This is a genomic window from Hoylesella marshii DSM 16973 = JCM 13450 (genome assembly GCF_000146675.1).
GTDB lineage: Bacteria > Bacteroidota > Bacteroidia > Bacteroidales > Bacteroidaceae > Prevotella > Prevotella marshii.
Genome location: NZ_GL397214.1, coordinates 835269 through 847679, shown reverse-complemented (window position 1 = coordinate 847679; position 12411 = coordinate 835269). Strand labels below are relative to the sequence as shown.

Here is a 12411-nt window from a genome sequence, read left to right as displayed (position 1 = left end):
TATAACCAAAGAACGCTCGCTACTTCAGTTGCAAAGATAATACTTTGCGTGGAAAAATGAGCGTTCTTTCGCGTTTTTCTTCTTTGTTGATGAAAGAAAAAGCGATTACAGCCGTTGTGAGTGGTTGCGGTGAATGAGTTGTTGCCACTTCTGCTTACATTAATCGGAAATATGAATTAGAAATAAGGTATCCATTCTTCATTCATTGTCGGGTGTTATTCTTTGTGCGTGAGCTTTAAACAATGAATACGATGGACACGCCATAAAAAGGAAAGATTTCACATTCGGTACAATCCTAACCAACCATTTTGGAAAACGTAACTTCCTGCGTCGTTTCAGCTAGCTTGAAGGTTATGTGTGTGAAAGAGTGGTTGGACCAACAGCTGTTACAGAAGCTACGAATATACTTCCTGTGAAATCTTTGCCTGTAATTCTTTATTCAAATTAAACATTGTCCAGCGAGTGAAAATGTACTTTTGCTTTTTAGCAAAGCGCAATATCTTTCGTTGATCATTCATCTCAGTAATGCCCATCAATGTAAGGAGCTTTTGCTTATATGCATCATCCACAAAGGGACATGTCATCATATCCGCCGTGAGAATCGTGAGTTCTGAATTGCGTTTACGCTCCGACTCCGTAACAAGTCGATACTTTTTCAAAATCTTATCTTTCAATACTGTCTTTTGCTCATTATAACACTTGTGGTTAGCATAGTAATACATCAATATAATGCATGCGAATAGGTTATACTGCAAGTCACTTTTATCAATAAACGATTTAATAACTTCAGGTGCGAACAGATATGCAGAACCTAACTCTTTGGCTAATATTAACAGATAGAGACTTTCATGCAAGGTATTTCGATGTGAATCCGTTGTAGCTAGTACCAAGGCTATTTCATCTTGAATCTTCTTAAAGATAATGTCCTTGCTTATTGTTTGGAATCTAACCTTAGGATTAGTTTTGAAATCACCATGCCGCTTTGCATAGATAACAATGGAATTCATTATCTTCTGCAATTTCAATGTTGTGTTTACCTGTCTGTTGCTATTGAAAACAAAGAACGCTACATCTATCAGGGATATAAGATAACTTGTGAGCTTCCTTTGTACTCGTAGTGCATGATTTTCTACATCTCCTTTATCTGTATCTTCTTTTATCATCAGACGCTCATACTGATTGAAGCCCATTTCATATCGATTAAGAAAAGTGTCAAGACGTTGACCCATTTTCTCAAGCAGATAGTTTGCTATATCGCGATATTCAATTTCACATTCTTTAATTATTGCTTTTATTTGAGCATTAATGCTATTTGCAGACAGGTATTTATTAAACTTCATAACAAATATTTCCCTGTCTTTATCCGAATCTTCGCCTTCAGTTTCATCTTCTTTCTCTACGTTCGAACACGATTCCGCATCTTCACAAAGTGAAATCGAAAAAATGTTGTTCAGTAAATCTTCTACTCGTAGTTTGGCTAATGTTATTTTTGTTATAAAAGGTCTTTCAAACTCTTCTGTTTTGGATGGGTTAATCTGCAATTTGAATACTTTAAGCCATTTTGTCAGACCTTCCATGAAGAAATTTCTATCCTTTTCGTCATTATAGAAGAGGAAATAATCATCAACATACCGATAACACTCATAGTTAGATTTCTGGTAAAGTTTTTCTTCCAACAGTTCCTGTTCAACCTTTTGGTCAATATATTGAAGTATAATCTCTGCAAAAATCCGAGAGAACTCCGGACCTATTACAATACCATTTGTTTCACGAGCATTGACGGACTGCATTAGATTGTCAAATGCATCACCAACCCATGAACCATGATACCCAGGCAAAACCTTTACCTTGTCCGCACCTCCTGCAGTCGCCCAACTTATGGTGTGGGTGTAAATACTGTCGAAACAGCTCTGTAAATCGAACTTCACAAGATGTTTGAATTTCTTTTCTGCTCGTTGGTATCTGTAATCCTCATAGAACTTGTATATATTTGAATACTTCTCATAACTATAGTAAGTCTTCTGGTTTTCATACTCGTTGAGGAACAATTCAACATTATCAATCTTACGCCCTAACAACTTTCGATGGAGTCTATCTCTATAATAAATGCTTTGTGCTATCTTATGTGGCTTGCGAATAGAGTATGTGCTCTGATTACAAAGATAGAGCATAGAATACTTATACTTATCATAAAACTCAACAACTTGCCACTGATTATATGGATGTATAATAGACAACGTTCTGTTTTTATTTTTCTTGTGAGCGATATTAAATTGATAGGGGTAGAATAAAGCATTAAGTCGATGTTGTATTGTCCCGATTTTTTGATGTTTTTCATAAGATCCGAATAGCAATGCAGCAAAAACATTCGCATCAGTTTCATTTGAACGTTTAGATTGACTTAAAACATTGTACTTAATACCATGATCTTTTTGTTCTTCACCAACCCATGAATATTTGGCAAGAAATCGATACAAATATCGGTTTGAGAATATTATAGGACATTCGTAGGGCAAGACATCAGAAAAGAGGACTCGCTCTTTGCTATAGCTAAGTTTTATCTTCTTTCTGTTTCTCATACCCATGACTGTTTTATCATTTGCAGTCTGCTTTTTTTTATCTTATATCGCTTATGAGCACAAAAGCCTTTAACAAAGGATACTTGAGCAAGCTGTTTCTTCAAGGTTGCTTCTATCTGTGACTTTTTAGCCGGATCAACACCTGCCTTACCATTCAATGATATTTGGGCACACTTCTTTTGAAGATCATTATCCAGCTTTTCCAAATCTTGTGTTTTTGTATTGTCCAACAATTGGTTTGAGTAAAATATACCCACCTTCACGCCTCTCTTAGCATTATATAGGTTGATATTACATGTTAATACATGTAATGCATCAAACAAATAATGAGCCGCAACATCGTAAGATGCGGTATTTAGCAAATGGTCAAACTTCAGAAAAGTCTTGGATATACGATTTGATAACTTTTTCTTTTTGTCCTTAGATAAAGAGAAAATGCCTTGCTTATCCTTATTTCCTTTGATAGACTGTAGGGTATATCCTAGAAGATCAAATTTTAGGCTTGCGGTACCTTGAGAATCATAAGTATAGCATTTGTTTTCTTCATCTGTAGCAGGTGTGTGTATTTTCAAACCATACTTAATATACGCATTAGTTAGAGCTTTGACATAATCATTCAATGACCACTGGTGCTCTTCATCTAAATCTGGGTGTACCACGATAATAATATCATCCACATATCTTGCCATGAACACTATTCCTGGCAGTGTACGCCTAATTTCCTCATCTATCTTGGACAAATAGAATTCAGAGAGTAGCGAACTAATAGCACAACCTCGTGGAATACCGGTTTGAGGAGTCCGTACAAGTGGGCGCAGATTCTTGGCTTCAAACTCCTTACGAATGAGTCCTCGCAAAAGGGATTTGCTCTTTACATCAAGCAGATTGTTACCCTCCAAATACCCAAACAACTTATCATGCGGTATTGACTCGAAGCAGTGACAAACATCCGTTCGGATTATATAGTACCTGTTCTTATCCTCTCTCAACAATATCTTTAGCTGAGAAAGAATCTCATTGCGACTTGACATGAATATATTAAACAGCTTTTTCACATTCCGGCAAAGGACTTGCATTGCGAAAAACTCTTCAGCTGTAGTTCCAATAGAATAAACAGGTTTCTTTGGATCTGCTGACGAATCTGGTGTGAGGTTGAAACGAAAACTACTAGATAAAATATTTGAAGACACTTTAATAAGATGCTCTTGCAACAAGGCTTTCTGTTGCTGAGCATTCTTCTTCATCGATTGCTTCAAGTTGTCAATCTGGCTCGTTTCTTCCTCCGTACGCTCTGTCTTTTTCTTTCTCAATAGCTCATTAAGAACCTTTCTCATCTCACGATACTTCTGAGCAGCAGCCAAATATTCAGTTGAAAGATACCTTTTCTGCATCTTTCCCTTCCTATTCACCGCATTGAACGCATCATTTAGCGAATCGTAGTTGTATGAGAAACTATATTGGGACATCCCTTGGAGTTTGTCTGTCTATCTATTATTCAATCATTCCTTCTCCTTACAGTTTGGAGGTAATTGTTATGTTTTTGTTTCTATAGAAAAGCGCAGTCACTGATACAAAATAGTTTGATAACTAAAGAACGCTCACTATTTCACTTGCAAAGGTAACATTTTGTGTGGAAAAGTGAGCGTCCTTTCGTATTTTTCTTCTTTGGCGATGAAAGAAAAAGCGATTACAGCCGTTGTGAGCGGTTGCGGTGAATGAGTTGTTGCCACTTCTGCTCACACCAATCTGAGACGGACAGACCATTGATGGTGAGGACAGGCTGACGCTTCTCATTAAGAGTGATACGCAGCTCGGCATTCTCTTCTGTGAAGTTACGTTTGTACATTCCCGAATACACATCAGCCGTACTACGTACTGCTACCTGCTTTTGGTGCATTCTGACAAAGGTATCGTCATCGATGTCCATCTTGCGGAGCAGTAGACGAATATTAAGCAAGAGGTAGAAGCTGTGGAAGAAACGCCGAATGAAACTTCGCTCCTCCTCATACGTCTTGATTTCCTTTTGCTGTTCAACTATGGTCTTGTCTTTAGCTGCAACGGTATCCTGCAGGAGAATTACCTCCTTACGGATTTCGGTTTTTTCCTTTTCTGAAAGGAACTTCTGATGCTCCATCTCCTTTTCCAACTCTCCGATACGCTTCTCCGCCTTGTCAAGTTCCATGTTGCCAAAGAGCGAGTAGAGCGTACCCTTTACCCGAAGTTTGCCTGCCTGCTTCTCCAATTCCCTTACCTTTTCAATAAGTTCGGTTTCTTTGGCTTGCTTCTGTTCCGTCTCCTTGAGTATCTGCTTGTAATACTCCATATTGGAGCGGTGCTTGGCTTCCGAGCCGTACATACCTCTCTCCAACCCGAAAGGCCTCATCTGTTCTGCGTATGTGGTTTGGTACTCCTCCAATTTCTTCGGGGTAAGCACATCATCGGCACAGAGCCGTACCTTGTCTTTCTTTGTCTTGTACTTCCGCTTGCCGTTTTCGGCTTCGGTCTTGGCTTTTCGTCTTTCTCCTTGTACGATGGGTACTATCGTAGCATGGATATGCGGTGTTTCCTCGTCTGCGTGCAGTGTGGCAGCCACCACGTTTTCCTTACCAAAGGTGGTGTAAAGCCACTGCATCGTGCTGCCGCACCACTCTCCCAAACGCCCCTCGCTTTCAAGTCGGAGCATATCCTCGTGCGAGCCAGAAAGGATAAAGCGCAAAGCCTTGACTTGATTGTCTGCCACCTTTCGATAAATGTTTGCCGTGGCAATGCGGTGTTCTATGGCTTCCGTGCGGGTGGTGACACCTGCGGGGAATTGCACCAACTCACGGTTGAAGTGCGTGCGGGTGGCATCGACGTTGTTCGGCACGAATGTACGCTCGATGTGGGCGGTCATTGCCGAGTCGTTGCCCCGAGCCTTGTCTATGTGTAATACTGCGTAGCCCATAAGTTGAATATTGCTTTAAGGGGTATCCAAAGGGGCGGAGACCCTTGGCTCAGGAGGGCTTTTTCAGCGGTAACGGAGTGGAGCGTGAAGAAAATGCCCTAATAAGCTATGGCATTTCTTCTAAATGCGCTCCGCCCTGTCTGAAGTCAACCTTTACGGTAATTGCATTCCCCGAATGCGCAGAGGGCTTTGTTTCTAAGTTTCTTTTGAGGAAACTTGCAGTTGGGGAAACTGCCATCGCTCTCGAAACAAAGCCATCTTTCTGCTTTTGTTCTCTTTTAGTCCTTAAGGATACCCGATTGATTTTTGGTTTTGATTGCACTCTTTTGCCTTATCTGCGAAATCCCCGTTTGACAATCGATTGAGGTTTCTTCTGTTTCTGTTCCATCACTTTCTGGCGAGAAACGTGGTACTCGTTAAGGTCTTTATATCCGCCATAATGTCGGCTCATATCCTCTACGTTCATTCTTACCGAATGAAGAATTTGCATGGCTTGCCGTCCTGCTTCATCGTTGTCAAGAAACGCACGGACGTAGGCAATACGATGTTCACGGAGATATGCAACGGCTCTATGGATATTGCTTACGGAGTTCAGCACAAGGCAAGGGGCTATTTCTTTTCCTTTCATAGTGAGATAGGAAAGGAAGTCCATAAAGCCCTCAAAGATACAGTGAGAGGTGTTGTTCGTTCCTCCTGCAATCACAGAAATATCCTTTGGTGCGATAGTTCCCTTAAATGTCTTGTCGTCCCGAAGTTCATACCCTCCTGCACGGTTGGCAAATCCTATGGCGGTGTAAGTTTTTCCTCCTACCTCGTAGCATACGGAACGCAGGTAGGGTTTTGCAAGTGAGAGGTCAATCTTGCGTTCCTCCTGCAAATAGTGTTGCAAGTGTGGAGGCAATTCCTCACTGATACCGAGAATGCGCCTTGCACTCGGGGACTGTGCTGTAGCTTTTCCCTTTGGAGGAGTTGCCGGGTGAAAGGGAAGGGCGTTCCCAGCCAAATGGGTCATTGCTTCGTGAGCATCGCACCCTTGTAACAACATCACAAGGTCTATGATACTACCGCCTTTGCCCAAACCGAAATCGTACCAGAGGTTGCGTGCAAAATCCACTTTCATACTGGCATTATGGTCTTCCCGATAAGGTGCGTTGTAAAGGGCATAACTGCCGTATTTCTTGACGGGCTGCATGCCATAGGCATGAAGATAATCCGCTATGGGTATATTCTTGATGTTTTGTAAGTTGTAATATTCGTTGTTCATAGTTGCTATCGTTGAATTTTGATTGTTCGATATTTTATTGTTCGCTCTGTTTTCTATTTTTGGAATTTCCCCTTTTTATCTTACTACCTTTCGACACTCGGATAAGTAATTGACAATGAAAGAGAAAAGTGTAACACTTCTTTCGGTTTTATCTTTCTACACCTCCTTTCTACACCTTTTCTTATTTATTCTCTCTCGTAGAAGCGTAGAAAGATAGTAGTAAGCTGTGTCGCAAGATGAATACCCTTTGCAATCCTTTTTCTTTCACTGTATTATCCTTGTTTGTAGTAATGTAGTAAGGAGAATAGGAAAGAAAAGAGAGGGGAGTATAACAAAGGGAGATAGGTAACAACTGAATGCTATGGTGGCTGATCGGGGAAAATCTTGCGGACGGCATACACATATACGGGATTGCCATTTACCCTGCGGCATTCTCTCGCATATCCTACCTTTCGCAGGGCTTCACCCATCCGTTTGGGTGAGAGTTGCTGTCTGGTATAGACAGAGAGATAACCCACTATTTCCGAATTGGTCATATAGAAACGCTTGGTGGCTTTCTCCGCTTCTGTGGGAAAGGTGAAATGGCGGAGCAACAGTTCCATTTCTGCCGTATAGACTTGGAAAGCCTCGCTGTTTCGGTGCAGTTCGGCAATTTCCTCATCATTGAACCAATAGCGAAATCCGTCTTTCAGCAATGCTTTGGCTTCGCCATACACCGCATCCATTGGGATTGTCTTGGCTCGGTCTATATCTATTGCAAGCACCTCAAAGGGAAGGAAGCGCCTGCTCCCTGTCGGGTCGGTGAGGAAGTCGTTACCATTGACCGAAGCCACGAAACTTGCCAAGTGCGGTCGCTCAACTATATGCTTCTCGTAAGGCATACGATACTTCACTTGTGGGCAGGTAATCAGGTTCTTTAGTTCATTCTCATCCCGTTTGTTGAGGGCTTTGAGTTGGTCGTCAATGTTGATGATGAGGTTTTGACCGATAAGGCTCAGCACGTCCTTTTCCTGCGGATATATCTTTCCCGTATATTGATAGTCTGACAGTGCTGGTGGGCAGAGCAGGTCAAGAAATGTGGTTTTGAATTTCCCTTGCTCACCTGTCAGTACAAGGCAGGTGTGGTTACGGCACTGCCTGTCGTCCATCGCATTGGCGACCACTGCCACCAGCTACTTGGTGAGGTATTCCCTCCATTTCTCTGGATTGGCTACGCTCACGCAGTCTGCAAGGGCGGTAATTGCTCCCTTCTTGGCTTCTTCCATTATCGGTAAGCTGTGGAAATAAGCCTGCACAGGGTTGATGCGTGGGGAGAAATCGCTTTCGATGATGCTGTATAGATTTTCTGGCGAGGTCTGTACATTGATTTCCTTGTCCAAGGCTCTTTTGAGGGTATTGATGCGGTAGCGGTCTATTGCCGCATAGTCCCCGGTTTCTCGCGGACGGTACTCTGCACGGTTTAACACGGTGTTGTAACGGAACTCGTACCGAGCCGAAAGGAACTCCTCTATTTGGGTATTCCTTGAAGTGTTGTCGTTGTTTTCTCTTTTCATTGTGCGGATTGCTTTCTATTACTTGGTTTTGATGTTTGGCACGTTTTCGAATGCCAAAGCCAAGTTAGACAGCCTTTTTCGCAGAGCCAAAGGTTGCGGTGTTCTTGCATTGTGATGCATTGCTTTTCCCTGTTACGGCACAACAAAAAAGCCCCTTTCCGCTCCTAAAACGGAGGAAAAGGGACAAAATGAGTGTGCGGATTGCATGGTGGAAGACTGTGCGGTCTGTAACCGTTCGCAGGGCTTCGCACTATCCAAAAAGGAGCAAATGTCTTTTCGGACGGTGCAGGAGGATTTTAAAAGGAAAAAACAAAGAAGTTTAGGGGTGCGGACTTCCTGCTGTTTCCCTCTTTTTCCCTGCTTATCCCGACCCTTTCAAAATCCGAAAACTCCTACTTACTTTTGCGTCAGAAATCAATAATTACGCAAATAAAACAACAACGAAAAATGAGATTTACAGCCATTGACACCTCCGCTTGGGAGGAACTGAAAGAGAGCATCGTGGAGCTGACCGACTGTTTCAACGAACATTTTGCCCCACCTGCCGAACTGCCCGACCTGTTGCACAATGGAGACGTGTGTCGAATACTGAACATCAGTAAGCGGACACTTCAGCACTACCGAGACACTTCCGTGCTGCCATTTATTCAAATCGGGCATAAATGCTATTACAAACGTGAGGACGTGGAGACACTACTCGCTAAGTCTGACCCTCCTAAATAAAATGAACTATGGAATACGAAACTATCAGCAAAGAAACACCCGAAATGAAACAGCTCATTTCGGGCATCAGAAACCTCACAAAGCGTGTGCGGGCAACGGCACAGACACACCGCCCCCTATTCGGGGGAGAACTCTATCTCACAGGGAGAGAAGTATGCGAGAGGCTCTTCCTCTCTCCCCGCACTTTGCAGGACTATCGGGACAAAGGCATTTTCCCATACACGCAGATTGCAGGGAAGATACTTTACCGACTGTCTGACCTGCAACGAATTCTGAAAGAGAATTATGTAAACAGAAACCTGCATCAATAATGGTGCAGGTTTTTCTTTGTCTCACCTCTGTTTTTTTCTATTTTACTGTTGTTTTGTATTAAATGCTTTGTTTTTCTTTAGAATATCACAGAAAAATAGTATTTTTGCAGTTGAGCATATTATGTGCTCATACATTTTGGTAAAAAAGAGGCGTTATGCCCTATTCTTGTATGTACGAAGCCTGAGAAACTTCCCAACAATGTGACAAGAAAGGTCGTAATAGTCTCCACGCTATAGCGTGGGGCTGTTATTCCCACATCTGTCACAAATGGTTTTCTCAGGGCCAGTACATTAAGACGTGGAGCATACAGTTCCACGCTTCTTTAATTTAAAATCAAGACAAAAAGACCCCGGGAGGAATTGACAGGGAAAGAAGAAACGCTATGGCTATATCAATGATTGAACCCAGAAATGCTTGGTATGATATTATCAACGAGCAAGGAAAGAAAACTAAAACGTTATCACAGAACATTGGAGAAATAGTAGGCTATGGGCCTCATTTCTTCATCGTAAGACGTAGTGCATGGTATGACCTTTATGATGAAAGTGGAAAGAAGTACAAGACACTTAGTGAAAATATCGGTATTGTTACAAGTGTTACAGGAGAAACCTTTGTCGTACGAAGAAGTGCTTGGTTAGATACTTACGACCGCTTCGGCAAGAAAATCAATACACGTTCTGCTCGCTAACACACAAGTCAATTCCCTACTTTATGAGTAAAATTTACTCATAAAGTAGGAATGGGTATAAACAGTTTGCTTTCTATGGAATCTTTAACTAACATTTCTGCAATGCTCTCGGGCAAACGTATTGTAGTGCCTAACTACCAACGTGCCTATTCGTGGGATACAGACTCATCCGATAAAAACCCGAAGCAAGTAAATACTTTTTTGTCGGATTTGCAAGACTACGTTAAAAGTCATTCTTCTACTCCTTATTATTTCGGTCATTTTCTTTTTGAAGAAAGGAGTACATCTGAATATGCTATTATAGACGGACAACAACGCTTAACGACAACTGTAATTTTTATTTCTGCACTGTATAGGCGTTTGAAAGAAATTAAAAATGCAGAAAGTATCAGAGACTTTGATGACGATTTGTATGTAGCTTATTGCAATACTATCAAGCAAGGAACTTCATATAGATTTGCTACAGTTGAATATGATAATCAACTATTTCGAGATTATGTGATAGACCAAACAATTCATACTCGGAACGACATAGACACAGTTTCAAAGAAAAGGATTGCTGATGCTTCCGACTATTTCTGCAATAAACTTTCTAACAAAACCGAAGAAGAACTCTTGCAGTTTCTTAAAGCGATTACAAATGCCTCTTGCACCACCCATGTGGTTAAGGATGAAAGTGAAGCTGTGCAAATGTTTATTTTCCAAAATAATCGTGGCAAGAAGCCTACAAACTTGGAAATTATCAAAGCACAGTTTATGTATAACATACATCTGTATGCGCCTATCGAGGACAAACAATACATATTATCTGAAATTACAGAGCGGTTTGAACACATCTATAAGTCTATTTCTAAGATAGAGGGCTATATAGATGAGGATAATGTATTGAATTACACTATAAAAGTTTATCGCAATTCATTAGATGATATAAACTCTATCACTTTTGTAGGAAAGGAATTAGGCAAAGCCGATAGTTGTATATCATTCATAAGGGATTTTACGTTACAATTAGCATCCTGTTTCAGCCAAATAAGCAACTTCTTAGAAGAAGAAAAGAGAAATATCACTTTCCATGCACTATTGGTTTCTTCAGATCGAGGTATAATGTTCCCATTCGTTATTAAAGCGTTGCTAAAAGAAATGCCCCAAAAGGATATGAATAAATTGGCAAAGGCATTGGAGCAAATATTCCTTCGCGACCGAATTATTGGCACAAGAGCTAATCTTGTGTGGCGCTTAAATGAATGTTTTCAGAAGATGGATAATAGTGCGGTGTCCGTAGTCAATCATATTCAGTGGATGAAGAATAGAAATGATTGGTGGGGCTATTGGAATAATGACGAATTATTACGCACTCTAAATATGGGGATGAACCACAATACAGCCAAGATACTATTGTGGAAATATGAAAATCATCTCATTCTATGCGGAAAAGCAGGGTATAAGCCATTGAGATTTGATGACATTGACCAACCACATCTTGAACATATCGCCCCTCAGACTGAAAACCAAGAAGCTGATAATGGGTATTGCCAATATGACGAGGACTTTTACAACCACGACTTGGAGTGCTTGGGCAATTACTTACTGTTGTCAGGTAGTCATAATATCTCGCTAAGCAATGGTAGATTTCAAATAAAGCGTGATAGTTATACACATCTGCAACAACAATTAGAGGTTCAGAGAATGACGGAGCAAGACCAAGTTTGGGACAAGGATAAAATTCGTCAGCGCCACACAAAGATAATTGATTACTTAATGGAAATTCTTTAAACGTTAATGTAATGAGTAATAAATTAGAAAAAGCTATAGAATGGAGTATATTCCAAAGTCGATGGCTTCAAGTTCCAGTATATCTTGGGATGTGTATAGTAATGGCCATGTATTCTTATGTATTCTGCAAAGAAGTTGTATGCAATCTCGGTGAGATAGAGATGTTTACAGAAGAAAGCATGCTTATGTTAGCTATTGGAGTAGTAGATGTTTCAATGGTGCTTAACTTGATAATTGTATGTATAATTGGTGGTTATTGGTCCTTTGTTAGTAGATTGGAAATAGTTGAAAAAGATAAAGACAATAGTCAATTCAACTATCTTGGCATGATAAATCCTAACACTTTAAAGCACAAACTGATGATTTCACTCATTAGTATATCTGCTGTTCATTTGTTAGAGAGTTTTGTTTCTCCTAATATAGACGCACATCGCATCGCTATACAGATAGCTATTCATCTTGTATTTGTTGTTTCCGCATTGGCAATCACATTTATGGATAAAATAGGGCATAGTCATCATTGATAAAGTCATAAACAAGATAAAGCGAAGAAAGAGACAAAAAACTTTCTTCGC

The 12411-nt window shown here is 40.7% G+C and carries 9 protein-coding genes and 1 pseudogene; 5 read left to right on the top strand and 5 right to left on the bottom strand.

Annotated elements, in window-relative coordinates; translation table 11 throughout:
* Positions 1–395 precede the first annotated feature (395 nt).
* From drt3b to HMPREF0658_RS03575, 5 genes and pseudogenes are all read right to left on the bottom strand, one after another.
* On the bottom strand, positions 396–2579 hold the full coding sequence (drt3b, locus tag HMPREF0658_RS03595; protein ID WP_025066317.1) for an antiviral reverse transcriptase Drt3b: 2184 nt from the start codon (positions 2577–2579) through the stop codon (positions 396–398).
* Positions 2576–3970, bottom strand: a complete 1395-nt coding sequence (gene drt3a / locus HMPREF0658_RS03590) for an antiviral reverse transcriptase Drt3a (RefSeq protein ID WP_238305593.1) — start codon at positions 3968–3970, stop codon at positions 2576–2578. Before drt3a ends, drt3b begins: the two co-directional genes overlap by 4 nt.
* Before the next feature lie 296 nt (positions 3971–4266).
* The gene (gene mobV / locus HMPREF0658_RS03585; protein ID WP_006948590.1) at positions 4267–5523 is read right to left on the bottom strand and encodes a MobV family relaxase; all 1257 of its coding nucleotides are present in this window, start codon (positions 5521–5523) and stop codon (positions 4267–4269) included.
* Between the two features lie 331 nt (positions 5524–5854).
* Positions 5855–6787: a toprim domain-containing protein gene (locus HMPREF0658_RS03580; RefSeq protein ID WP_006948588.1), complete on the bottom strand. Its 933-nt coding sequence runs from the start codon at positions 6785–6787 to the stop codon at positions 5855–5857.
* Positions 6788–7146: 359 nt separating this feature from the next.
* Positions 7147–8340, bottom strand: a pseudogene (locus HMPREF0658_RS03575) (VapE domain-containing protein).
* 447 nt (positions 8341–8787) lie between these two features.
* On the opposite strand from HMPREF0658_RS03575, the gene HMPREF0658_RS03570 reads away from it, so the two are divergent.
* From HMPREF0658_RS03570 to HMPREF0658_RS03550, 5 genes are all read left to right on the top strand, one after another.
* Positions 8788–9063, top strand: coding sequence for a helix-turn-helix domain-containing protein (locus tag HMPREF0658_RS03570; protein WP_006948581.1), 276 nt, complete (start codon positions 8788–8790; stop codon positions 9061–9063).
* Between the two features lie 8 nt (positions 9064–9071).
* The gene (locus HMPREF0658_RS03565) at positions 9072–9374 is read left to right on the top strand and encodes a helix-turn-helix domain-containing protein (protein ID WP_006948579.1); all 303 of its coding nucleotides are present in this window, start codon (positions 9072–9074) and stop codon (positions 9372–9374) included.
* A gap of 395 nt (positions 9375–9769) precedes the next feature.
* On the top strand, positions 9770–10063 hold the full coding sequence (locus tag HMPREF0658_RS03560; protein WP_244860898.1) for a hypothetical protein: 294 nt from the start codon (positions 9770–9772) through the stop codon (positions 10061–10063).
* Positions 10064–10138: 75 nt separating this feature from the next.
* Positions 10139–11836, top strand: coding sequence for a DUF262 domain-containing protein (locus HMPREF0658_RS03555; RefSeq protein ID WP_024990990.1), 1698 nt, complete (start codon positions 10139–10141; stop codon positions 11834–11836).
* Between the two features lie 11 nt (positions 11837–11847).
* Positions 11848–12360 (top strand): YqhA family protein, encoded by a 513-nt coding sequence (locus HMPREF0658_RS03550; RefSeq protein ID WP_006948574.1) that lies wholly within the window; start codon positions 11848–11850, stop codon positions 12358–12360.
* Positions 12361–12411 lie beyond the last annotated feature (51 nt).

Coding starts and splice junctions, on each gene's coding strand:
- drt3b (WP_025066317.1), bottom strand. CDS start 2,579: ATGAGAAACAGAAAGAAGATAAAACTTAGCTATAGCAAAGAGCGAGTC.
- drt3a (WP_238305593.1), bottom strand. CDS start 3,970: ATGCAGAAAAGGTATCTTTCAACTGAATATTTGGCTGCTGCTCAGAAG.
- mobV (WP_006948590.1), bottom strand. CDS start 5,523: ATGGGCTACGCAGTATTACACATAGACAAGGCTCGGGGCAACGACTCG.
- HMPREF0658_RS03580 (WP_006948588.1), bottom strand. CDS start 6,787: ATGAACAACGAATATTACAACTTACAAAACATCAAGAATATACCCATA.
- HMPREF0658_RS03570 (WP_006948581.1), top strand. CDS start 8,788: ATGAGATTTACAGCCATTGACACCTCCGCTTGGGAGGAACTGAAAGAG.
- HMPREF0658_RS03565 (WP_006948579.1), top strand. CDS start 9,072: ATGGAATACGAAACTATCAGCAAAGAAACACCCGAAATGAAACAGCTC.
- HMPREF0658_RS03560 (WP_244860898.1), top strand. CDS start 9,770: ATGATTGAACCCAGAAATGCTTGGTATGATATTATCAACGAGCAAGGA.
- HMPREF0658_RS03555 (WP_024990990.1), top strand. CDS start 10,139: ATGGAATCTTTAACTAACATTTCTGCAATGCTCTCGGGCAAACGTATT.
- HMPREF0658_RS03550 (WP_006948574.1), top strand. CDS start 11,848: ATGAGTAATAAATTAGAAAAAGCTATAGAATGGAGTATATTCCAAAGT.